Genomic DNA, 22,351 nt, shown 5'->3' with positions numbered 1-22,351 from the left:
CCCCCCCCCCCCCCCCCCCCCCCCCCCCCCCCCCCCCCCCCCCCCCCCCCCCCCCCCCCCCCCCCCCCGGCCCTGTCACGGTCACGCTGTCCGTCTCACCACCAGCCCGAAGATCCGGCCGTGCTCCAGCTCCACGATCCCGACGCGCTCCACGCGCCGGAGCCGGAGGCGCTCCAGGACGTGTCGTAGGGGTCGGAGGAGTTGTTCCAGCCGTAGGGGTTGTCCCAGTTGCTCCAGTTCCCGTTCTTCCACTGGGGGCAGGGGTCGGAGCAGGTCGGCACCCAGGCGCCGCCGGTGTTCATGAACGCGGCGCTGGCCCAGCCCTGGGCGCCGACGAGCCAGTACCAGTAGGGGTTCCCGTTGACGCTCTGCCCCTGGACCATGCACTGGACACGGTCCTGGCTGCCGGGGGAGAGCGCGGTGACGACGCCCGAGTTCGTGGTGGGCGCGGACCGTACGTTGAGTTCCGTGTACGACACGACGGTGCCCCAGACCGGGCCGCCGCCTCCGCCGTGCCCGCCGCCGCGTCCTTCGGCGAAGGCGGGTGACGTGGTCGGTGCCGCCGCCGCGTGTGTGCCCAGCGCGGCCACGGCCAGCGTGCCACCGGTGAGCAGGGCCGCGGCCAGGGTCCGCAGGACCGGAGTACTGCGCATGATTCGGCCTCCTTCTCCCCTGAACGTCCCCGTTTCTCCCCAGCACCAGGAAACACCCGTTCGGGTGAACCCTCCACCGGAGCGGGGTGCGGGGACGCCCGGCCGCGCACCCACATGGCGGCAACCCGCTGGCGTACCTCTCAGGTAGCCCCTTGCCTGGAGATGTGCCTCTTACGAGCTTGACCCGTAGTACCGGTGACCCCCGTAGTACCCGTACGACCCGTACGCCCCGTACGACCGTCTCCGCCGCGCTCGTCGCCCTCGCCTGCCTCCTCGTCCCCCTCGCGACCCTCGCGGTGTGGGCGTCGTACGGGCTGCGGGACCAGGAGCGGTACGTCCAGGCGCTCGCGCCGCTGGCCACGGACGCGGTGGTGCGGCGGACCATCGTGGAGGGCGTCGCCCGCGAGGCGCCGGACGTGCCCCGACGGGTCGTCGAGGACGAGGTGCGCCGCTTCACCGCGACACCCGCGTACCGCGCGGCCTGGGACGAGGGCAACCGGGAGGCGTACACGGCGGTGCTGCGGGCGCTGGACGGACCGGGGCGGGAGGCGGTCGCGGTGCGAGCGGGGTCCTCTTCCGGGCCTCGACTCGGCGCTGCACACGCCTCGTTCACGCAAGCGCCGGTCACCCTGCTGCCCCGGCAGAACCTGGACGCGCTGCGCCGGGGGTATCACGTGCTGGACGTCGCCGGGTTCTGGCTGCCGGTCGCGGCGGTGGTGTTCGCGGGGGCCGGGATCGCGGTCGCCGCCTGCCGTCGCCGGGCCCTGACGGCGACCGCGCTGGGCACCGCGCTGGGGGGCGCGCTGCTCGGGCTCGCCGTCGTCGTCGCCCGCTACCTCACCCTCGACGGCCTCGCCGACCCGGCGCACCGCCTCGCCGCGGCGGCCGTGTACGACGCCCTGACCGAGACCCTGCGTACGGCGTCCTGGCTGCTGCTGGCCGGGGGGCTGACGGTCGCGGGGGCTGTGCGGGTGACCCGGGCGGTGCGGGAGCGTCCCTGAGGGGCGTGGCTCAACTCCCGTCTGTTCAACGCAGGTTGCCCGGCCTCGGCCGTTCAGCGCCGCCCGTGCAGGGCGATGTCCACGAGCAGGGTCCGGTGGTCCGTGCCGGGCAGGTCGAGGAAGCGGGCGCGCGACGCCGAGAAGTCGGCGCTCAGCAGGACGTGGTCGATCTGCGTGCCGAAGGCGGGAGTAGTACGTGAGGGCCAGCTCGGCTCGTGGCTCTCCCCGGTGAGGCGGGCCGCGTCGCGCAGCCCCGTGTCGAGGATGCGGCGGAAGGCGGCGTGGTCCTGGGAGGCGTTGAAGTCCCCCGCGAGGATCACAGGTCCGCCCTGCCGGCCGGCCCATGCCGCGATCCGCCCCAACTCCCTCTTCCACAGGCACACTTGCCCGGGCAGCGGCGGCTTCGGGTGCGCGAGCTGGAGGCGTACGGCGGTCCCGTCGACGTCGGCGACGGCGCCCGGCATGCCCATCTCGGCGGGGATCGTCGCGGCCGGGGTGAGGGGGTAGCGGCTGAGGATGACCGACCCTACCGAGGTATCCCCCTCGACCGCCTGCCGGTAGGGGTAGGGGCCGGCGAGTTCGCGGCGCAGGGTGGCCTGGCAGCCGTACTCGCACTCCTGGACGAAGACGATGTCGGGGGTCTCGCGGTGGACGGCCTTCAGGAGGGCGTCGGTGGCCCAGCCGAACTCGACGTTGGAGGTCAGCACCGTCAGGCGGGCGGCGACCGGGCCGCCGGGTTCGCGGGCGGGGCCGTAGGGCTGGAGGAACCAGGCCAGCGTGGCGAGGAGGGCGGCTCCCCAGACCGGTCCGGGCCACCAGCGGACGAGGAGGGAGAGGAGTGCGGCGGCGCTCACCGGGACGAGCAACCAGGGGAGGAACGCGAGGAGTTGGGGCACCGGGGTGATCGCGTCGGCGCCGGCGGACCGGCATCCGACGACCACGCTCACCCCGGCCAGGACCAGCCCCGCGCACCAGGCGCCGGCCAGCCTTCCCCAGGGCCGGGCGGAGGGTTCAGCGGAACTCCCGGACGACCTCGATGCGTCCGACGATGTGCTCGTTGAACTCATCCAGCTCCTCCGCGGGCACCCACAGCTCCAGAATGGTCTTCCCCCCAGCCTGCCGCACCGGATACCGCGCCAAGAACGCGCTCTCGACCTCGAACCGCGTCACGTACCCCACCCCGCACGCGGGCACGTTCCAGTCCCGCGCGATCCGTACGGCGTAGTCCTCGTCGAGTACGGGATAGAAGATCGGCTGCTCGGGCAGCCGGGGCGGCCAGGCCACCCATCCGCTCGCCTCTACCAGCGCGAGTTCCTCGGGACCGGTGGGACGCCAGAGGGTGGTGGTGGAGGTCGTAGTACTCATGAGTGACGACCGTAGTCGTACCCCTGTGGGGTGAGCGAGGCGGTTTCGGAGCGTGGGCCGCCCCCGCCGGGAGGCTGCGGTTTCTCGGCGGGGGCGGCTGGGCGTGCGTGGTCCGGCGGGACCGCTCCGGCCGGGGTCGGGAGGTCAGACGCCGATGTCGCGGCCGTCCTTGCGCCAGACCGAGACGACGGACGGGCGGACGATCTTGCCGGGGCCGTCGGGCCAGACGGAGGCGGGCTTCTCGACCGAGGCGCCGTCGATCTCGCCGGGGTGCTGGACGGCGACGAGGACGCGGCGGTCCTGGACGAGCGGGCCGCAGGTCTCGGCACCGGTCGGGACCGTGAGGAACTGCTTCAGCTCACCTCGGCGCGGGCCCTTGGTGGCGACGCCGAACAGGCCGTCGTGGGAGCCGAGTTGGTTTCCGTCGGTGGAGATCCACAGGTTGCCGTGCGGGTCGAAGGCGACGTTGTCCGGGCAGGAGATGGGGCTGACCGCGGACTTGGGGAAACCGGCGAAGTAGGTGTTCGGGTCGTTCGGGTCACCGGCGACGAGGAACAGCGTCCAGCCGAACTTCAGCGACTCCGGGCGACCGCGGTGCTCGGTCAACTCCAGTACGTGGCCGTGCTTGTTGGCGTTGCGTGGGTTGGGTTCGTCCGCCTTGGCGTTCGAACCGACGCCGCGGTTGGAGTTGTTGGTGAGCGCGACGTACACCTTGCCGGTGACCGGGGAGGGTTCGATGTCCTCGGGGCGGTCCATCTTCGTCGCGCCGGCCTTGTCCCCGGCGAGCCGCGTAAAGACGAACACCTCGTCGGCGGTCATGCCCTCGACGTGCGAGACGGCACCCTTCGCGGTCGCCGTCGCCAGCGGGATCCACTCGCCGGCGCCGTCGAACTCGCCGTCGGCGGGCAGCTTTCCGGTGCCGTCGATCTCGATCGCGGGCGAGTCGCCGGTCAACTTCGCGACGTACAGGGTGCCTTCGTCGAGCAGCGAGAGGTTGTGCTCGCGCACGGCGCGCGACGAACCACGCTTCATCTTCTTGCTGCTGACGAACTTGTAGAAGTAGTCGAAGCGTTCGTCGTCGCCGGAGTAGATCACCGGACGCCCGTCGGCGGTGAGCCGGACGGTCGCGGCCTCGTGCTTGAAGCGGCCGAGCGCGGTGTGCTTGCGGGGCGTCGACGTCGGGTCGTAGGGGTCGAACTCGACGACGTACCCGAAGCGGTGGACCTCGTTGGGCTCCTGCGCGACGTCGAACCGCTTGTCGAAGCGTTCCCACTTGCGCTCGGTGGCGCCGGTGCCGATGCCGTACCGCTTGTCGGTCGGGCGCGAGGAGTTCGCGAAGTACTGGTTGAAGTTCTCCTCGCCGTGCAGGGTCGTACCCCAGGGTGTCGTACCTCCGGAGCAGTTGTTCAGCGTCCCGTACACCTTACGGCCGGTCGGGTCGGCGGAGGTCTTCAGCAGGTCACTGCCCGCGGCGGGCCCGGTGAGCCGGAACTCGGTGGTCGCGGTGACGCGCCGGTTGAGGTGGTGACGCGGTACGGCGGTGAGCTTGCCGGTACGGCGGTCCTCCTGGACGACGACCGCGGCGAGGCCGTGCGCCGCCCAGGCGACCTCGACCTGCTGGCGCGTCGGGTTCGCGGGGTCGTAGCCGCGGAACATCAGGATCTCGTCGGTGTACTCGTGGTTGGCGACCAGGAGCTGGCGGTCGCACTCACCCGGCAGGGGGAGGAGGGCGAGGAAGTCGTTGTTGTACCCGAACTGGCCCGCCTGCGCGGCGGCCGTCTGGTTCTCCGGGTCGAACGCGGGGGCGCCCTTCACGATGGGCTCGCCCCAGCGGATGACGACGTTCTGCGCGTAGCCCTCGGGTATGACGACCTCGTCCTTGAGGTTGGGGGCGACGGAGCCGTACCGCAGACCCCGGGCGGCCTGCTCGGCCGGCTTGCCGTGGCTCCCGGGTACTACCCGGTCAGTACCGAGGGGGGAGGCGTCGGCCGACGGGGCGTTCGTGACGGTGGCCGCGCCCGCCGCTGCGGCGACGGTGACCACGGCGGCGGCCCGCACCATCGAACGGCGGCTGAGCGCACCGGCGATCACGTCGCCGACGTACTCGTTGTCACTGGTGTTGGGCACCTCGTGGAAACAGGCGTCGCCGCACCGGAAACGGCAGGTCATGGCGGATCGGCCGCCGGGATGGGAACCGGTCTGCGTGGTGATGATCGGCAGCAGCTTGCGCACTTTGCTCTCCCCTTGCGTGCCCATGGTGTGAGCGTGACGCTAGGGGGGCGTCCGTGCCGGAGCAGGACTGATGGGTTAACGGTGGATGAACGGGTGGGGGACACGCGGGGCGTTGTCCGACCTTCCGGTGAACGCCCTTGTGGAGTCGTGGAGTTGGCCGGTTTGTGTGGTCGCCGGTCGGCGGCGGGTGTTTGACACCCGAGCCCTTTTCCCGCTCACCCCTGCCCAAGATCGCCATGCGGGGCCGCTAACCTTACGTGTCCGTCCTGGCCAGGGATTGACGGGCTTCAACTCACGCGAAGGGTTGCGCACATGGGTATTCTCACTCTCCTGCGAAACGCGTTCGGCAGGTCACGCAAGGAGCGTGCCGCCGAAGCAGAGGGTGCGGACCAGGTTCCTTCCCAGCAGGAGCCTGCGGCGCAGACCCCGGCCGAAGAGCCCACGTCGGCGCCCGCTCCTTCGCCGACGCCGGCTTCCGCGCCCGTCTCCTCGCCGGTTCCGGAGCCCCGCCAGTCCGACTCGTCCGAGCACGACCTCGTGACGGCGGCCTTCGACAACGTGAAGGTCCCTGCGCCGACGCGGTCGCCGGAGGGGTCGGACGAGGGCGAGATTGAGACGAGGGTCGAGGGGGAGGGTGCGGCTGAGGCGGTGACCTCGGCTGACGCCGTGGGTGCGGCTGAGGCAGCGGCTGTGACGGAGGCCGAGGTCGAGGCCAAGGTCGAGACTCCGGCCGAGGTGGAGGTCGAGGCCGCGGAGTCGGTCCCGGGAGCTACGGGGGGTACGGGTAGTACGGGTACCACCGAGGTCTCCGGCGAGGCTGACGCGGGTACTACCGAGGCGGTCGCAGAGGACGCCGAGGTTCCGGAGAAGGCCGAGGCGGGCGAGGAGCCCACGGCCGAGGCCGCTGCGACGCCGGTCGTCGAAGAGGTCGCTGCCGAGGAGACACCGGCCGCCGAAGACGTTGCGGCTGAGCAGACGCCTGCCGCCGAGGACGCCGTCGCCGAGCAGACGCCGGCCGCCGAAGAAGCCGGGAACGACACCAAGGCCGGGGACGACACCGACGCCGAGGCCGTCGAAACTCCGGCCGCCGAGGAGCCCCCCGCCGAAGCCGAGGTCGCGGAAGCACCGCAGGCCCAGGAAGAGCCCGAGCCCGAAACGGCGGAGCCCGCCGAGGCCACGGTCACGGAGACCCCCGCCGACGAAACGGCACCGGCGTCCGAGCCGGCCCCCGCCGCCGAGGCGACGCCGGAACCCGTCGAGGAACGCCCCGCCGACGTCGTAACCCCCGACGAGGTCCAGGCCCCGGAAGCCGCCCTGGAGACCCCGGCCGAGGAGACCGCCACCGAGCCCTCCCCCGCTGAGGCCCTGACGGCGCCCGTAGTACCCGTGATCCCTGAGGCGGAGCCGGAGACCCCCGATACCTCCGAGGTACCGGCCCCCGAAGCCGCCTCCACCGAGCCCCCTACCTCAGAGGTAGCCCCCGAAGAGGTACCCCCCGCCCCCGAGGCAACCCCGGCCCCCGCCGAGGAGCCGACCGTCGCCGACCCGGCCCCCGAGTCCGAGCAGCAGGCCACCGAACCCACCCCCGCTGAGACCCCGACGGCACCCGTAGTACCCGTAATCCCCGAGGCCACCCCGGAAGAGCCGACCGCCGAGGCAGAGCCGGAAACCCCCGCCCCCGAAGAGGCCCCGGCCGCCGAAGCCGAGCCCACCCCCTCCCCGGCCCCGGCCCCGGCATCCGCACCGGCCCCCGCCGGCTCCCCCGCCATCCCCCCGCACCTCACCACCGCTCACACCTCCGCCGCCCTCACCCTCGCCCACCTCGGTCTCACCACCGCCCGCGCCGCCACCTACCTCGTCCTGGACCGCTCCGCGTCGATGCGGCCGTTCTACAAGGACGGCTCCGCGCAGGCCCTCGCCGATCAGACGCTCGCGCTGGCCGCGCACCTCTCGCCGGCCGACCCGACCGTGCACGTCGTGTTCTTCTCGACGGAGGTCGACGGGACGACGGACCTCGCGCTGACGGACGAGGACGCGGGCACGAAGGTGGACGACGTGCACGCGGGCCTCGGCAGGATGGGCCGTACGACGTACCACGCGGCGGTCGAGGCGATCACGAAGCACCTGGACGCGTCGGCGGACCCGGACGCCCCGGCGCTGGTGGTGTTCCAGACGGACGGCGCCCCGGACGCGAAGACCCCGGCGACGCAGTCCCTGACGGAGGCGGCGAAGACGCACCCCCGCCTGTTCTTCTCGTTCGTCGCGTTCGGCGAGCACGAGAACAAGGCGTTCGACTACCTCCGCAAGCTGAAGACGGACAACACGTCCTTCTTCCACGCGGGTCCTACCCCCAAGGGACTCACGGACGACGAGCTGTACGAGGGCGTCCTGAAGAACTGGCGCCCGTAATACCCGTAGCCCCGTCATACCCGTAGTACCCGTAGTACCCCGGTATGCCGTCCGCGCTCCCCCGATAAAAGGGGCGCGGGCGGCATACACACGTCAGCTACGATTTCAAGAACCCAAAGAACCAAAACCGACCTGGGAGCAGCCCCCGATGGCTCGACACCTCATCACCAGCGCCCTTCCGTACATCAACGGAATCAAGCACCTGGGCAACATGGTGGGGTCCATGCTCCCGGCGGACGTCTACTCCCGCTACCTGCGCCAGCGCGGCCACGACGTCCTCTACATCTGCGCGACGGACGAGCACGGCACCCCCGCCGAACTCGCCGCGAAGGAGCAGGGCCTCCCGGTCGCCGAGTTCTGCGCGCAGGCGCACGACGCCCAGAAGGCCGTGTACGACGGCTTCGCGCTCGCCTTCGACTACTTCGGCCGCAGCTCCAGCGAGCAGAACGTCGAGATCACCCAGCACTTCGCGCGGAAGCTGAACGAGAACGGCTTCATCGAGGAGCGCGCGATCCGCCAGGTCTACTCCCCGGCGGACGGCCGTTTCCTCCCGGACCGCTACGTCGAGGGCACCTGCCCGCACTGCGGGTACGACAAGGCGCGCGGCGACCAGTGCGAGAACTGCACGCGCGTCCTGGACCCGACGGACCTGATCGACCCGCGCAGCGCGATCTCCGGCTCCACCGACCTCGAAGTCCGCGAGACCAAGCACCTGTTCCTCCTCCAGTCGAAGCTCCAGCGCGAGGTCGAGGAGTGGGTCGCGGCGCACGAGGACGAGTGGCCGCACCTCTCCTCGTCGATCGCCCGCAAGTGGCTCACCGAGGGTCTGCACGACCGCGCGATCACCCGCGACCTCGACTGGGGTGTGCCGGTCCCGGCGGACACCTGGCCCGAACTCGCCGCCGAGGGCAAGGTGTTCTACGTCTGGTTCGACGCGCCGATCGAGTACATCGCGGCGACGAAGGAGTGGTCGGACCAGGACCCGGCGAACCGCGACTGGAAGTCGTGGTGGTACGAGTCCCAGGACACCGTCCGCTACACGGAGTTCATGGCGAAGGACAACGTCCCCTTCCACACGGTGATGTTCCCGGCGACCGAACTCGGCGTCCGTGAACCGTGGAAGATGGTCGACTACGTCAAGTCCTTCAACTGGCTGACGTATTACGGCGGGAAGTTCTCAACTTCCCAGAAGCGCGGGGTCTTCACGGACCAGGCGCTGAGCATCCTCCCCGCCGACTACTGGCGCTACTTCCTCATCGCCAACGCCCCCGAGTCGGACGACTCCTCGTTCACCTGGGAGCACTTCACGGCGACCGTCAACAAGGACCTCGCCGACACCCTCGGCAACTTCGTCAACCGCGTCCTGTCCTTCTCGAAGAAGCGGTTCGGCGACGAGGTCCCGGCGGGCGGCGCGGCGGGCGAGCCCGAGGCGCGGCTCGGCGAGGAGATCGCGCGGCTGCTCGCGGAGTACGAGGAGCACATGGACGCGCTCCAGTTCCGCAAGGCGGCGTCCGCGCTGCGCGCCCTGTGGTCGGCCGGCAACTCCTACCTGGAGGAGAAGGCGCCCTGGCTGGAGATCAAGACCAGCCCCGAGGGCGCGGCCCTGACCCTCCGTACGGCGATGAACCTCATCCACCTGTACTCGGTGGTCTCGGAGCCGTTCATCCCGGCGACGTCGAGGACGATGCGCGAGGCGTTCACGCTCGACGGCGACACGGCGGCCTGGATCACCCCGGACGCCGCGAAGTCCCTCGACGCCGTCCCCGCCGGGGCGCCCTTCACGGTCCCGCCGGTCCTGTTCGCGAAGCTGACGGACGAGGACCTGGAGACGTACAAGGAGCGCTTCGGCGGCCAGCCGGAGTAATACTCCGGAGCTACACAGACGAGAGGTGGCCGGCCGGCCCCGGGAGTTCCCCGGGCCGGCCGGCCACCTTCGTTGCGCGGTTCCCGTGTCCCTCCACCCGGTGGCCGCGCGACCGGCCGAGGTCAGCGTCTCCAGGGGCGGGCTGCGGTACCCGCTGCTGGAGGAGACGTCGGCCGGTGGTCCTGAGGTACTACCCGGTGACTACTTGAGGACGTCCGCGCCGGTCGTCGGCGTGAGGGCCGTCGGCAGGTTCTTCGCAGTCGGCTCCAGGCCCGCGGTCAGCGCCGGGACCCAGTTCACGGTCGTCTTCAGGTCCTTGGACACGGCGGCGTTGTAGAGGGAGACGAGGTCCGTGGAGGCACCGTTGACGAGGTTGCCGCTGCTCTTGACGGAGCCCGTACCGTCGCTGGACAGGAGCTTGGAGAGCTTGGTGCCCGCCGGGACCTTCCAGTAGTTGTTCTCGGCGACGACCTGCGCCTTGGCGCGCGCGTTGATGCTGTACTGCGGGGTGTAGCCGTTCAGCGTGGTGATGTCGTAGTAGTTGTTGTAGATGTGCACCTGCCCGAGCCGCGCGAGGGGTGCCCGCTGGACGACCCCCTTCCACACGTTGTGGTGGATGGAGACGCGCAGCTTCCCGGTGCTGTCGGTGTCGCTGGCCCCGATCAGCATCGTCTTGTCGTGGCAGGTGAAGACGTTGCGGGAGACGGTGACGAGGTCGGAGCCCTTGGTGATGTCGAGCGCCCCGTCGTGGATCTGGTACTCCCGCCCGTAGTACTTCGGGTTGGAGCCGTCGAAGTGCGGCGCGTCGGTGAACGTGTTGTGGTCCGCCCATACGTGGGTGGCACCCCGCAGAGTCACCGAGTCGTACTGGCTGTTCCAGTTCCCGGTGCTGCCGTCGGTCGGGTCCCACTGCGGGAAGCAGTCCTCGGTCGCGGAGAGCGTGAGGTTGCGGACGATCACGTTGTCCACGTTCTGGATCTGGAGGCTGCCCCCGGTGATCCCGGCCTTGGACCCCGGCACGCCCACGATCGTCGTGTTCGCGGGCACCTTGAACACGATGTTCTTGGCCTGCTTGACCTGCGCCGCGGCCCGCGCCTTCTCCTGCGTCCCCGACGGCAGCTTCTTGCGGCCGTAGGTGGCCGGGTCGTACGCCTTCAGGTACGACGCCAGCGAGTACCCCGTACCTGAGGCGTAGTCCGCGCAGGTGAGCTTCTTGCCCGCGTCGTTCGTGTTCGCGTCGATGGTGCCCTTGATCTTGATGATCCGGGGCGTCTTGTCCGACGCCGACCCGAGCGCCTTCACGAGCTGCGCCCGGGTGGCGACGGTGAAGGTGTGCGCGGCGTCGGCCTTGGCCCCGCCCGTGGTCCCACTCCCGTACGACGCCCAGCCGTCCTTCGCGGCCAGCGTCTGGTGGTACAGGTCCGCCGCCCCGGCGTTCGCGTTCAGCACGAACACCCCGGCCCCGACCCCGGCGGCCACCACTGCGGCCGACACCACGAGGGTGCGGCGCTTGCGAACGGACCGGCGGTGAGAGGAAGTTGCCACGAAGGAAGTCCTTACGGGTCTGCGGTGCAGCGCGTGCGCTGCTGCTTACGACCCCTCAGTGGTCGCCGGGTGAAGGAAGGTTGCCGCACGACCAGACTTTTTCCGCACGGCCCTCACAGACCCCACGAGCATCTCCGCAAACCCTCACCCCACGCCCAGCCCCAGCCCCTCCCGGGCCACCCGGACATGCCGCAAACCCTCCCGCGCGGTCCGGGCCACCTCCTCGTACTCCTCGGCGGAACGTGCCCGCGCGAGCCGCTCCCGGGCGATCCGGTGGTGCTCCATCGCGTACGACAGCGCCTGCCCGGTCCCCTCGTCCGCGCCGGCCCACTGCCGCGCGTCCGGCACGATCATGCTCTCCCCCAGACGGACGACCCAGTGGTTGGCCTCGGCCTCGGCGGCGAGCCCGGTGAGACCCGTAGGACCCGTCATACCCGTCATACCCGTAGTACCCGCGTCTCCCCCGCTCCGAGCCCGGCCCCGCGTCATACCCCCCGTACCCGTAGTACCCCCGCCCCTCCCCAGCCCCACGACAGAGGCCACCGCCCCCACGATCAGCAGCACGGACAGCCCGATCATGTACTCCACGGCAGTGGCCTCCTCGTTCTCTCGGCAGCGGCACGGCACGGCACAGCACCGCCCACCGGCGGACCCGTCCCGCCTACCCCCTATGACACGGCAGACCGCTGTGCGCCCCCCTCGGGATTCCTGTGCGCGTCCGATGACCCGCCCGTGAGCGCCCCCGCCCGCGCCCCCCGGAGGTACTTCGCGGCGATCACCGCGAGGAGGGACGCCGCGGTGAGCGTGTACAACCCACCGTTCGTGCTCCCGGTCGTGTCCTTGAGGTACCCGAAGAGGAACGGCGACACGAACCCCCCGAGGTTTCCTATGGAGTTGACGAGCGCGAGCCCCGGCGCCGCGATCCGCAGATCGAGCCCCGCCTGAGCCATCGGCCAGAACAGCGTGGCCGCGCACTTGGACCCGACCCCCGCGAGAGTGATCGCGGCGAGCCCGAACCAGGGGCTGCCGAGCGTCGCGAGGTACGTCCCGACCGCGGACAGCACCAGTGTGATCGCGAGGTAGGGGCGCCGGTCGTCGGCCCGGTCCGTGAAGTGCGACATGGAGTACATCGCGATCATCGAGCACACCGCAGGGATCGCGGAGAGCAGCCCGACCTGGAAGGAGGACAGTCCGCCGATCTCCTCGATGAGACTCGGGAGCCAGAAGGTGATGGCGTACCCCGTGAGGGTCATCGCGAAGAACGCCCCGGTGAGCAGGGCGACTTGGGGGTGGAACATGAGCCGCAGGCGGGACGTGCGGGGCGCGCGGCGGCGAGCGTCCTCGTCGTCCGACACCGCCGTACGCAGCGCGGTCTTCTCCTCGGTGGTCAGCCAGCGGGCGTCCTCGATGCGGGAGACGAGGAAGAAGCCGGCGGCGATGCCGACGAGCACCGAGAACGTGCCTTCGAGGGCGAACATCCAGCGCCAGCCCGCGAATCCGCCGAGGCCGTGCAGTTCGAGGAGCGCGCCGGTGATCGGGCCGGTGATGATGCCGGCCGCGGCCGAGCCGCCGAGGAAGATCGCGGTGGCGCGGCCGCGGCTCGCGTCGGGCAGCCACTGCGTGATGTAGAGCATCGCGCCGGGGAAGAAGCCGGCCTCGGCGACGCCGAGCAGGAAGCGCAGGAGGTAGAACCAGGTGACGCTGTGGATGAAGCTCATCGCGATGATCACCGCGCCCCAGGTGATCATGATCCGGGTGAGCCAGACGCGGGCGCCGAACCGCTCCAGGAGCATGTTGCTCGGCACCTCGAACAGGGCGTACCCGATGAAGAAGAGCCCGGCGCCGAGGCCGTACGCGGTGGCGCTGACGCCGACGTCCGCCTTCAACTCGTCCTGGATGAAGCCGACGTTGGTGCGGTCGAGGTTGTTGACCAGCAGCATCAGGACGAGCAGGGGCATCATGCGGCGCAGGAACTTGCCGACCGCCCGCTGCTCGGGCCCCTCGGTTTCCGAAACTTCTGACATCGTTGTCATACCTCTGTTCACGTACATGAATTCTCGTCATGTGCGTGAAGGACCCTACGGAGCCGTTCATTCCAGGTCAACGGGTTGGATAGAAGTTCACGTTTATGAACAACCTGTGGACGGCAGCGCACCAAGCACGGCCGCGAGGCTGCGGGGGTCACGGCGGGCGATGTTGTGGCCCACGGGGATCTCGTGCACCCGCCAGCCCGGCTCACCCCGCAGCCGTTCGGTCAGATCCGTGAACGGGCTGCCCGGCCAGGCGCCACCACTGATGTACGTCCCGCTGCGCGGCCTGTCCCCCAGCCGGACCGACTGGACGAAGCTCGGCAGCGGGTGTGGCCGCGCGCGGGGGTCGAGCCCGTCGGGGACGGCGACCCACCGGCCGTCGGCGCGGACGCCGTCGATGAACAGCTCGCGGAAGCCGTCGCTGGTCAGGGACCAGCACGAGTCGCCGTCGGCCGGGACGTAGGCGTCGATGAAGACGAGCTCGTCGAGCCGGTCGCCGAGCCGGTCCGCGACACCGGCGATCACCATCCCGGCGTAGCTGTGACCGCACAGCGCTACGGGTGTCCCGTCGTCGCGCTCGACGAGCTCGGCCACCTGGTCGATGTGGGCGTCGAGGTTCGGCGGGCGGTCCGCGTCGGCCGGGCCGTCCGCCTCCAGCCCCGCCAGGGTCACGGCCTCGACCAGGTGGCCGTCCCGGCGTAGTTCGTCGGCCACGGCGTCGAACGCCCACCCGCCCTGCCAACCGCCGGGCACCAGTACGTACTTCATCGCGTGATCGTAGGCCGGGCGGGGCGGCCCGCGTCATGGTGTCGTGTCACGCGGCCGGGCGCCGGGGGTGGTCAGCCGGTGCCCTCGTTCGTCGTGTCCGGGTCGACGCCCATGGTGAGGGAGGCGACGACGCCCCTGGCGATGCTGTTCTTGTCGTACTTCAGCTTGAGCAGGCCGCCGGTCGTCCCGCTCTGGTCGTAGATGGTGTCCTCCGTGAGGGTGGTCCGGGTCGTCGTACTCGTGGAGTACGGCTCGACGGACTCCGTACGGGTGACGGTGTCCTCGTCGAAGAAGAGCTGGCCGGTGTGGCAGGTAGTACCCCCCTCGTACCCGGCGTCGGTCCACTCGCCGTTGACATGCACCTTGGTGTGGATGTGGACGCAGCGGCCCTGGTACCAGCCGGGGAAGATCGTCCTGAAGGTGACGTTGCCCTGCTTGTCCGTACGCCACGTCCCCCTCAGGTAGCGGGTGTCGCTGGTCGGCTCCTCGTGGCCGCCGCCACCGCCGCCGGCCGGGGGTTCACCGGTAGGGGTACCGCTGGGGGCGTCCGTCGGCGGGGTGCCCGTGGGCGCGTCGGTCGGCGGGGTGCCGCCTCCGCCGCCCTGGGAGAAGGACTCGTACCCGGAGTACAGGCCGAGCGCGTCGCAGTGCCAGACGTCGACGGCCGCGTTCGGGACCGGCTTGCAGGTCTCGGAGTCGATCACCTTGAGCTGGAGGGTCAGCGGGATGCCCTCCTTGTCCTCGGTGATGTCCTGGCGGAGCTTGTCGGCGTCGATGTAGTAGGGGCCCTCGGTGGTCTCCGAGGTGAGCTTGTAGCAGACCGCCCCGGCGGAGGCGGAGGCCGACGCGGTGGCCTTCCGGTTCGCGCCGACGCCGTTCGCGCCGACGCCCTTGCCCGGCTCACTCGCGTTCGCGCTCATCGCGAGCGCGGTCGCGCCCCCGACCGCGGCGACGGCGGCGCCGCCCGCGACGACGACCTTACGGCGCGTCAAGTTCCTTTTGTGTTTGGGGCCTTGGGGGTTCTTGTTGTTCTCGTTTCCCGTCATGGCAAGGAAGGTAAGTAAGAAGGCTGTCACGACCGTGGGCCCAGGCTGTGCGTACCTTAGAAAGCTGAAACGGGCCGGAGAACGACGCAGAGGGGGCCGGAGATCGCGATGGATCTCCGGCCCCCTACTCAGGTACTACCCGGGTACTACTTCGGCTGCGGCTTCCTGATGTTCAGGTGCAGCTCACGCAGCCGCGTCTCCTCCAGCTCCGTCGGAGCGCCCATCATCAGGTCCTGGGCGTTGCCGTTGAGCGGGAAGGCGATGGTCTCGCGGATGTTGGGCTCGTCGGCCAGCAGCATGACGATGCGGTCGACGCCGGGGGCGATGCCACCGTGCGGCGGGGCGCCGAAGCGCAGGGCGCGCAGCATGCCGGCGAACTCGCGCTCGACGGTCTCGCTGTCGTAGCCCGCGATGTTGAACGCCTTCAGCATGATCTCGGGCTCGTGGTTACGGATCGCGCCCGACGACAGCTCGACGCCGTTGCAGACGATGTCGTACTGCCAGGCCAGGATGTCCAGCGGGTCCTGGTTCTCCAGCGCGTCCATCCCGCCCTGCGGCATGGAGAACGGGTTGTGCGAGAAGTCGATCTTGCCGGTCTCCTCGTCCTTCTCGTACATCGGGAAGTCGACGATCCAGCAGAACCGGAAGACGTTCTCCTCGAAGTGCCCGGCGCGCTTGGCGGCCTCGACGCGGACCGCGCCCATGATCTTGGAGACCTCGTCGAACTCGCCGGCGCCGAAGAAGATCGCGTGCCCGGCGGTGAGCGAGAGCCGCTTGGTCAGCTCGGCGACGTTCTCCTCGGTGAGGAACTTCGCGATCGGGCCGGACAGCGTGCCGTCCTCGCCGACGCGCACCCAGGCCAGGCCCTTCGCGCCGAGCGAGACGGCGAAGTCGCCGAGCTGGTCGAAGAACTTGCGCGGCTGGTCCTGGACGGCCGGCACGGGCAGCGCGCGGACGTGCTTCCCGGCGAACGCCTTGAACTCGGAGCCCTCGAACACGTCGGTGATGTCGACGAGTTCGAGCTGCGCGCGCAGGTCCGGCTTGTCGGAGCCGTACTTGAGCATCGACTCGCGGAACGGGATGCGCGGGAACGGCGAGGTGACCTCGCGGCCGCCGCCGAACTCGGTGAACAGCTCGGTCATGAGCTTCTCGATCGGCTGGAAGACGTCCTCCTGCTCGACGAAGCTCATCTCGACGTCGAGCTGGTAGAACTCGCCGGGCGAGCGGTCGGCGCGGGCGTCCTCGTCGCGGAAGCAGGGCGCGATCTGGAAGTACCGGTCGAAGCCGGAGATCATCAGCAGCTGCTTGAACTGCTGCGGCGCCTGCGGGAGCGCGTAGAAGCGGCCCGGGTGCAGCCGGGAGGGGACGACGAAGTCGCGCGCGCCCTCGGGGGAGGTCGCGGTGAGGATCGGCGTGGCCATCTCGTTGAAGCCGAGGGCGACCATCTTGTGCCGGATCGCGGAGATCACGGCCGTACGCAGCATGATGTTGCGGTGCATGCGCTCGCGGCGCAGGTCGAGGAAGCGGTATTCGAGGCGGCGCTCCTCGTTGACGCCGTCCTCGGCGTTGATGGTGAAGGGGAGCGGCTGGGCGGCGCCGAGGAGTTCGACCTCCGCGACCTCGACCTCGATCTCGCCGGTGGGGAGGTCGGGGTTCACGTTCTCTGTTCCACGTGAAACAACGCGGCCGTCGACGCGGACGGTCGACTCCTTGGTGACCTTGTCGAGGGCGTCGTAGGCGGGGGTGCCGGGACGGGCGACGAGCTGCGTGATGCCGTAGTGGTCGCGCAGATCGATGAAGAGGATGCCGCCCAGGTCGCGCCGATTGTGCAGCCAGCCGCTCAGCCGGACGTCGGCGGCGACGTCAGAGGCGCGGAGCTGGCCGCAGGTGTGGGACCTGTACCGATGCATCGTCGGGTGTTCCTCTTCATTCGTGGTCAGCCGAGGTGCTCTCCTCGACGGAGACGGGCCGTGGCGCCCGGACCCGTCAAGGGTACCGGCCGCCCTGAAATCGCCCCTCCGGATATCGGCGGTCCCGCAGCGGTCGTATCAGCACACTGGCGCAGCGGCTCCAAATATTCTTAAAGTAGGGCAATGCGCACTGGTGAGCCCCTGCCCGCGGTGGAGCAGGTCCTCGCCGCGCTCTCGACCGGCGTCTGGCACTGGTCCACGGCGTCCGGCCTCGTCACGGTCGACGCCGAGGCGGCCCGGCTGCTCGGGCTGCCCGCTGAGGAAACGGTTCTCACCGAGGCACGGGCCCGGGCCCGGCTGCACCCCGTCGACTGGAACGAGATCACCGGTGTGATCCAGCTCGCGGTCGCCGAGCGGACGCTCGCGGAGGTGCGGATCCGGGTCATGGACGAGCAGGGGCGGGTCGTCCGGGTTGTCCGCAGCCGCTCGAAGCCGTCGTTCGATCCGGCGAAACGGGCGTACGAGCTGATCGGCACCCTCCAGGAGGTGACCGAACCGGCGCCGGGCACCCCCGCCGGGCGGCGTGCGGTGACCGGGGACTGGCGGCGCTCGCGGGAGGCGTTCCTGCTGGACGCGGGACGGGCGCTCGCGGAGGCGCGGTCTACCGCTGAGGTACTACGGGTAGCAGCCGGGCTGTCGATGCCCGGGTTCACCCCCGACGGGCTCGCCGTCTTCGGGGTGGAGGGCGACCGGCTCACCGTGATCGGGCACCACGGGCAGCAGCCCGGCGAGGAGGCGCCCTTCACGCAGCTCTCGGTGCAGACCGACTATCCCGCCGCGGAGGTAGTACGTACGGGGCGCGCGGTGTACCTCTCCTCCCCCGAGAAGTACCAGGAGCGCTACCCCCTGACCTGGCCGCTGGCCGCCCACTTCGACCGCCGGTCCTGGGCCTTCCTCCCGCTGACCGTCGCCGGGCGGACGATGGGCGCGTGGATGGCCGCCTTCACCTACCCCGTCGCCTTCACCCCGGACGAGCGCTCCGTCCTGACGACCGTCGCCCGCATGCTGGCGCAGGCCCTGAGCCGGGCGGGCGCGGCCGAGACCCAGCGCGAACTGACCGACGGCCTCCAGCGCTCGATGCTGCCGACGCTGGGCGAGATACCCGGCATGACCCTGGCCGCGCGCTACATCCCGACCGGGGGTGGCCTTCAGGTAGGGGGTGACTGGTACGACATGATCCCGCTGCCGCGCGGCGGGTTCGCGCTGGTCATCGGCGACGTCCAGGGCCACGACGTACGCGCCGCCGGTCTCATGGGCCAGCTGCGGATAGCTCTCAGGGCCTACGCCTCCGAGGGGCACCGGCCCGACGCGGTCCTGTCCCGGGCGTCCCGTTTCTTCTACGGCCTCACCCATGCGGACGACTCCCCGCGCTTCGCGACCTGCTTCTACGTCGAGGTCGACCCGGAGACCGGCGTCCTGGAGACCGCCCGCGCCGGCCACCTCGATCCGGCGGTCCGCATGTCCGACGGCACGGTCCTGCTGCGCTCCACCGCGGGCGGCCTGCCCCTCGGGATCGACCCGGATACCGACTACCCCACGTCCCGGCTCACCCTGGACCCCGGCGAGACGCTGCTGCTGTGCACGGACGGGCTGCTGGAGACGGGGGGCCACGATCTGGACACGGGGTGGAAGCGGATCCGGGAGACCCTGGAGAGCTACCCGGGTACGCCGGGGGGACTACCGGGGACGCCGGGAGGACCGCCGGGGATGCTGGAGAGCTACCCGGGTACATCGGGGGGACTACCGGGGACGCCGGGAAGACCATCGGGGATGCTGGAGAGCTACCCGGGTACATCGGAAGGGCTACCGGAGGCGCTGGAGGGGGCTCCAAGGGCACAGGAAGAGCTGGCGGGGACGCTGGAAGGGGTGCCGAGGGCGTCGGAAGGACTGGCGGGAACGCTGGAAGGGCTGGCGGACGCGCTCGTCCAAACCGTCCTCGGCCCCTCCTCCCACCACACCACCGGCCCCCTCGCCGACCGCCGCGAGGACGACATCGCCCTCCTGCTCCTCTCCCGCACCCCCGCCGGGCCCGGCGCCCGCGCCCTCCCCCGGCGCACACTCCTGACGATCGCCCAGTCGGAACCCGAACGCGTCGCGGAAGCCCGCCACCAGCTCCGCGACCTCCTCCACGACTGGCCCTCCCCCGACCAACTCGACTCCGCCGTCCTCCTGTTGTCCGAGCTCCTCACCAACGTCCTCGTCCACACCGACGCTGACGCGCTCCTCCTCGCGGAGATCACCGGCGTCCCCGGCGCCCGACGCCTCCGCGTCGAGGTCACGGACACGAGCGACGACCTGCCCCACAAACGCCGCCCCGGCGAACTGGCCTCGTCCGGGCGGGGGTTGGTCCTCATGGACCTCCTCGCGGACGGGTGGGGGGTCGATCCCCAGGGCGAGGGGAAGAGCATCTGGTTCGAGCTGTTCGAGACGGGGTGAGCGGGCGGGTCCCCTCACAACGTCCCCGGGGCGGGGGAGAGTTGGTCGCCGGGGCGGCTCGGCGCGTGCTCGCCGGTTGCTGTCAGATCGTCGGGGCGATCTCGGCGATCAGGGCACGCACCCGCCGCTCGATCTCGTCGCGGATCGGGCGTACCGCGTCCACTCCCCGGCCCGCCGGGTCGGGGAGTTGCCAGTCGAGGTAGCGCTTGCCGGGGAAGACCGGGCAGGTGTCGCCGCAGCCCATCGTGATGACGACGTCGGACGCCCGGACGGCTTCCGTGGTGAGGATCTTGGGGACCTCGGCCGCGATGTCGATGCCGACCTCCGCCAGCGCCTCCACCACGGCGGGGTTCACCGTGTCGGCGGGGGCGGAGCCGGCGGAGCGGACCTCGACGCGGTCGCCCGCGAGGTGGGTGAGGAAGGCGGCGGCCATCTGGGAGCGGCCGGCGTTGTGGACGCAGACGAACAGGACGGAGGGGGTGGTCACGGCGTTCCTTTCCGGTCAAGGCCGGCCAGAGAGTGGGGAGTTCACGTGGCCCGCGCGTCGGTCAGGAACCCGGCGAGCCGGTCGAGCACCCCGGGAAGCACCCGGTAGTACACCCACGTCCCCCGCCGCTCGCAGTCGATCAGCCCCGCCTGCCGCAGCAGCTTCAGGTGGTGGGAGATCGTCGGCTGCGACAGTTCGAACGCGGGCGTCAGGTCGCACACGCAGACCTCTCCGCCGGCCCGGGACGCGATCATCGACAGCAACCGCAGCCGGACCGGATCGCCAAGTGCCTTGAAGGTCCTGGCCAGTTCGGCCGCCTGGGTGTCGTCCAGGGGCGCCGCCGCCAGTCCCGTACAGCAGTCGTCCTGCCCGGTCGCCTGTCCGATCACCGCGAGCTCTTGCTTCGACATTCTTCTATATTGACGTTTCTCTATCCAAGGCGCAACCTTGCATCGGAGGACATCAATGCAAGCAGATGGGAGCAGTGCTGTGTCTCGAGTCCAGCTCGCCCTGCGCGTCAGCGACCTCGAAGCGTCGGTCGCCTTCTACGCGAAGCTCTTCGGCACCGAACCCGCCAAGCGGCGGGCGGGGTACGCCAATTTCGCCATCGCCGAGCCCCCGCTCAAGCTCGTACTGATCGAGGGTGGGCCCGGCGAGGCGACCCGTCTGGACCATCTCGGTGTCGAGGTCGGGTCCACCGAACAGGTCCGCGCGGCCACCGGCCGCCTCAAGGAGGCCGGCCTCGCCGCCTTCGAGGAGAACGACACCTCGTGCTGTTACGCCGTGCAGGACAAGGTGTGGGTGCACGGCCCCGGCGAGGAGCCGTGGGAGGTGTACGTGGTCAAGGCCGACGCCGACACACTGAAAGCGAGCGCGGAACCCGGCGCCACCACGGGCGAGGGGTGCTGCGCGGGAGCGGCGGCCTCGGGGTAGTACCGGGCCGAGACCCCGGTACTACCCCGAGAGAGCCAGGCGGCCCGCCGTAGCGAGCCGCCTGCACCACCGCCAGACCCCCTACGACCCGTCGCCTACAGGCCGCCGTCCTACCGCCCGTCCGCACGGACGGTCAGCGAGGAGCTGGTGCCGAAGACGGCGGTCCGGCCGAGGTGGGGAGGCAGCAGAAACCCCGCCGCACTCATCCGTGAGCGCGGCGGGGTCGGTGTGCGGATCAGACGGGGTGGCGGACCCCTTCGAGCACATCGTCCGCCACGGGGCCCACGCCGACGACGAGCACGCAGTCCGGGCAGGCGTAGAGGGTGACTCCCGGGCCGCTCGCGCGCTCGATGTAGCGGCACGCGATGGCCGCAGCGCTCCACCGTCCGCACTGGCAGCACTCGGCCCTGAAGGGGGCCGGGAGTTCGTCGGTCAGCCCATCGCGGGTCACGCGTTCACCCCCGCTGCGGCAAACGCGTCGAGGCCGAAGGGTGCGCCGGGGTAGGTGTAGGGGTGATCGATGCCCATCGTGGCCAGGGTGAGGACGCTGAGACGTTCCTGCTGCCGCCGGAGTTCGAGCGTGGCCGCATCCTGCTGCCGGAACATCGCGGCGGCTTCGGCTTTCGTGGGACTCGTCCATGGACGGGACCAGGGGGACGCGGGGACGACGTCCGGAGTGGTCGCGGTGATCTGCGGCTGCACCGCGAGGAATTCGGCGCTGTGGCGCCCGGGGCGACGGCGGGGGGTGAGGACGGCGAGCACCCAGGCAAGGGCGCGGGAGATAGCATCGCGCATACGTCAGTCAGCTCCTAGACAGCTGTCTCGGCGAGCCTCGGGTGGACCGCGTAGGACCGGTCCGCCCGAGGCGTTTTTGTTTGTTCTGGGACGACGATAGAGCAACTCCTCTAAGTCATCTACCTATACAACTGATCTGCTGGTCTAAATAGCCAGGGGGTGACCCGTTGTCTACGCTTTCGCCATGCCCGAGCGACCGCAGCCCCCGTACACGCCCCGCGCTCCGTACCTACGGGTGCTCGACGCGCTCACGGCGGAGATCCAGAAGGGGACGTACGGGCCGGGCGACCGCATCCCCAGTGACGCCGAACTGTCCGAGCGCTTCGGGGTCGCACGCATGACCGCCCGGCGGGCCGTGGGGGTGCTCAGGGAACGTGGGCTGGTCTTCACCGAGTGGGGAAAAGGCACGTACGTCATCGGCCCTACGAAGCCGGACGAGGCCGATTAACCCTCCCCCTTGAGCTTGAGGACGCGCATCCGCAGCGCGGGAGGCAGCGCTTCGAGTTCCACCATCACGGGGTCTGTCACCTCCCAGGAGTGGCCTGGGGAGTGGCCGGTGAAGAGCATGCACGCATCGGCCCCAGGGCTTTCCGTGAGGCACAGTGTCCCCAGCTCGAACCGGCGGATGGCGAACCGGCCGACGTCCACTTCTCCTCTATCTCGGGTATCGCCGAGAGGGCGCGTGCGCCTTCACCGGTCGGAACCTCTGTGAAGGCAGTGCATTGCAGCGGCATGGCAGGCCGTGATCCTCGTTCGTCCGGGTCGGGGAGAAAGAAAGCCCCGCCCACGTGCCACTGGGCACACAGGCGGGGTACGG

21 protein-coding genes are annotated in these 22,351 nt (G+C 70.5%); 6 read left to right on the top strand and 15 right to left on the bottom strand.

Going from position 1 to position 22,351, the window contains the following annotated elements; translation table 11 throughout:
* Positions 1–95: 95 nt before the first annotated feature.
* On the bottom strand, positions 96–653 hold the full coding sequence (locus ACLZOT_RS20410) for an SH3 domain-containing protein (RefSeq protein WP_416970396.1): 558 nt from the start codon (positions 651–653) through the stop codon (positions 96–98).
* 179 nt (positions 654–832) lie between these two features.
* Between ACLZOT_RS20410 and ACLZOT_RS20405 the strand changes: the two genes are divergently transcribed.
* The gene (locus ACLZOT_RS20405; protein WP_416970395.1) at positions 833–1,654 is read left to right on the top strand and encodes a hypothetical protein; all 822 of its coding nucleotides are present in this window, start codon (positions 833–835) and stop codon (positions 1,652–1,654) included.
* A gap of 53 nt (positions 1,655–1,707) precedes the next feature.
* Here the strand turns inward: ACLZOT_RS20405 and ACLZOT_RS20400 are convergent, their stop codons facing one another.
* The 3 genes from ACLZOT_RS20400 to ACLZOT_RS20390 form a co-directional block, all read right to left on the bottom strand.
* On the bottom strand, positions 1,708–2,721 hold the full coding sequence (locus ACLZOT_RS20400) for an endonuclease/exonuclease/phosphatase family protein (RefSeq protein WP_416970394.1): 1,014 nt from the start codon (positions 2,719–2,721) through the stop codon (positions 1,708–1,710).
* Positions 2,666–3,019, bottom strand: coding sequence for a hypothetical protein (locus tag ACLZOT_RS20395; RefSeq protein WP_416970393.1), 354 nt, complete (start codon positions 3,017–3,019; stop codon positions 2,666–2,668). Before ACLZOT_RS20395 ends, ACLZOT_RS20400 begins: the two co-directional genes overlap by 56 nt.
* Positions 3,020–3,163: 144 nt before the next feature.
* Positions 3,164–5,251: a PhoX family protein gene (locus ACLZOT_RS20390; protein ID WP_416970407.1), complete on the bottom strand. Its 2,088-nt coding sequence runs from the start codon at positions 5,249–5,251 to the stop codon at positions 3,164–3,166.
* Positions 5,252–5,563: 312 nt separating this feature from the next.
* On the opposite strand from ACLZOT_RS20390, the gene ACLZOT_RS20385 reads away from it, so the two are divergent.
* Together ACLZOT_RS20385 and metG are read left to right on the top strand one after the other, a co-directional pair.
* Positions 5,564–7,660, top strand: a complete 2,097-nt coding sequence (locus tag ACLZOT_RS20385; RefSeq protein ID WP_416970392.1) for a VWA domain-containing protein — start codon at positions 5,564–5,566, stop codon at positions 7,658–7,660.
* Positions 7,661–7,808: 148 nt separating this feature from the next.
* A complete protein-coding gene (gene metG, locus ACLZOT_RS20380) occupies positions 7,809–9,524 on the top strand; it encodes a methionine--tRNA ligase (RefSeq protein ID WP_416970391.1) in 1,716 nt (571 codons plus the stop codon).
* Positions 9,525–9,725: 201 nt separating this feature from the next.
* On the opposite strand, the gene ACLZOT_RS20375 is transcribed toward metG, so the two are convergent.
* The 6 genes from ACLZOT_RS20375 to aspS form a co-directional block, all read right to left on the bottom strand.
* Positions 9,726–11,069, bottom strand: coding sequence for a pectate lyase family protein (locus ACLZOT_RS20375; RefSeq protein WP_416970390.1), 1,344 nt, complete (start codon positions 11,067–11,069; stop codon positions 9,726–9,728).
* 144 nt (positions 11,070–11,213) lie between these two features.
* Positions 11,214–11,657 (bottom strand): hypothetical protein, encoded by a 444-nt coding sequence (locus tag ACLZOT_RS20370; protein WP_416970389.1) that lies wholly within the window; start codon positions 11,655–11,657, stop codon positions 11,214–11,216.
* Between the two features lie 80 nt (positions 11,658–11,737).
* The gene (locus ACLZOT_RS20365; protein WP_416970388.1) at positions 11,738–13,093 is read right to left on the bottom strand and encodes an MFS transporter; all 1,356 of its coding nucleotides are present in this window, start codon (positions 13,091–13,093) and stop codon (positions 11,738–11,740) included.
* A 102-nt stretch (positions 13,094–13,195) separates the two neighbouring features.
* The gene (locus tag ACLZOT_RS20360) at positions 13,196–13,867 is read right to left on the bottom strand and encodes an alpha/beta fold hydrolase (RefSeq protein ID WP_416970387.1); all 672 of its coding nucleotides are present in this window, start codon (positions 13,865–13,867) and stop codon (positions 13,196–13,198) included.
* A gap of 71 nt (positions 13,868–13,938) precedes the next feature.
* Positions 13,939–14,913, bottom strand: a complete 975-nt coding sequence (locus ACLZOT_RS20355; RefSeq protein ID WP_416970386.1) for an intradiol ring-cleavage dioxygenase — start codon at positions 14,911–14,913, stop codon at positions 13,939–13,941.
* Between the two features lie 146 nt (positions 14,914–15,059).
* A complete protein-coding gene (aspS, locus tag ACLZOT_RS20350; RefSeq protein ID WP_416970385.1) occupies positions 15,060–16,823 on the bottom strand; it encodes an aspartate--tRNA ligase in 1,764 nt (587 codons plus the stop codon).
* 183 nt (positions 16,824–17,006) lie between these two features.
* On the opposite strand from aspS, the gene ACLZOT_RS20345 reads away from it, so the two are divergent.
* Positions 17,007–19,319 (top strand): ATP-binding SpoIIE family protein phosphatase, encoded by a 2,313-nt coding sequence (locus tag ACLZOT_RS20345; RefSeq protein ID WP_416970384.1) that lies wholly within the window; start codon positions 17,007–17,009, stop codon positions 19,317–19,319.
* A gap of 82 nt (positions 19,320–19,401) precedes the next feature.
* Here the strand turns inward: ACLZOT_RS20345 and ACLZOT_RS20340 are convergent, their stop codons facing one another.
* Both ACLZOT_RS20340 and ACLZOT_RS20335 read right to left on the bottom strand, forming a co-directional pair.
* Positions 19,402–19,806, bottom strand: coding sequence for an arsenate reductase ArsC (locus ACLZOT_RS20340; protein ID WP_416970383.1), 405 nt, complete (start codon positions 19,804–19,806; stop codon positions 19,402–19,404).
* A 41-nt stretch (positions 19,807–19,847) separates the two neighbouring features.
* Positions 19,848–20,216 carry an ArsR/SmtB family transcription factor gene (locus tag ACLZOT_RS20335; protein WP_416970382.1) on the bottom strand — a complete coding sequence of 123 codons (369 nt, stop codon included), beginning with the start codon at positions 20,214–20,216 and terminating at the stop codon, positions 19,848–19,850.
* Positions 20,217–20,295: 79 nt separating this feature from the next.
* Here ACLZOT_RS20335 and ACLZOT_RS20330 point away from each other — a divergent pair, with 79 nt between their 5' ends.
* Positions 20,296–20,739 (top strand): ArsI/CadI family heavy metal resistance metalloenzyme, encoded by a 444-nt coding sequence (locus tag ACLZOT_RS20330; RefSeq protein WP_416970381.1) that lies wholly within the window; start codon positions 20,296–20,298, stop codon positions 20,737–20,739.
* Between the two features lie 235 nt (positions 20,740–20,974).
* Here ACLZOT_RS20330 and ACLZOT_RS20325 read toward each other — a convergent pair whose 3' ends face one another.
* Together ACLZOT_RS20325 and ACLZOT_RS20320 are read right to left on the bottom strand one after the other, a co-directional pair.
* Complete coding sequence (locus ACLZOT_RS20325; protein ID WP_416970380.1) at positions 20,975–21,190, bottom strand: hypothetical protein; 216 nt, start codon at positions 21,188–21,190, stop codon at positions 20,975–20,977.
* Positions 21,187–21,534: a hypothetical protein gene (locus ACLZOT_RS20320; protein ID WP_416970379.1), complete on the bottom strand. Its 348-nt coding sequence runs from the start codon at positions 21,532–21,534 to the stop codon at positions 21,187–21,189. Before ACLZOT_RS20320 ends, ACLZOT_RS20325 begins: the two co-directional genes overlap by 4 nt.
* Positions 21,535–21,718: 184 nt before the next feature.
* On the opposite strand from ACLZOT_RS20320, the gene ACLZOT_RS20315 reads away from it, so the two are divergent.
* On the top strand, positions 21,719–21,982 hold the full coding sequence (locus ACLZOT_RS20315; RefSeq protein ID WP_416970378.1) for a GntR family transcriptional regulator: 264 nt from the start codon (positions 21,719–21,721) through the stop codon (positions 21,980–21,982).
* On the opposite strand, the gene ACLZOT_RS20310 is transcribed toward ACLZOT_RS20315, so the two are convergent.
* Positions 21,979–22,182, bottom strand: coding sequence for a hypothetical protein (locus tag ACLZOT_RS20310; RefSeq protein WP_416970377.1), 204 nt, complete (start codon positions 22,180–22,182; stop codon positions 21,979–21,981). The two genes, ACLZOT_RS20315 and ACLZOT_RS20310, sit on opposite strands and share 4 nt — an antisense overlap.
* Positions 22,183–22,351 lie beyond the last annotated feature (169 nt).

The organism is Streptomyces sp. 4F14 (genome assembly GCF_048159485.1).
GTDB lineage: Bacteria > Actinomycetota > Actinomycetes > Streptomycetales > Streptomycetaceae > Streptomyces.
This window is presented reverse-complemented; position numbering and strand designations above follow the sequence as displayed.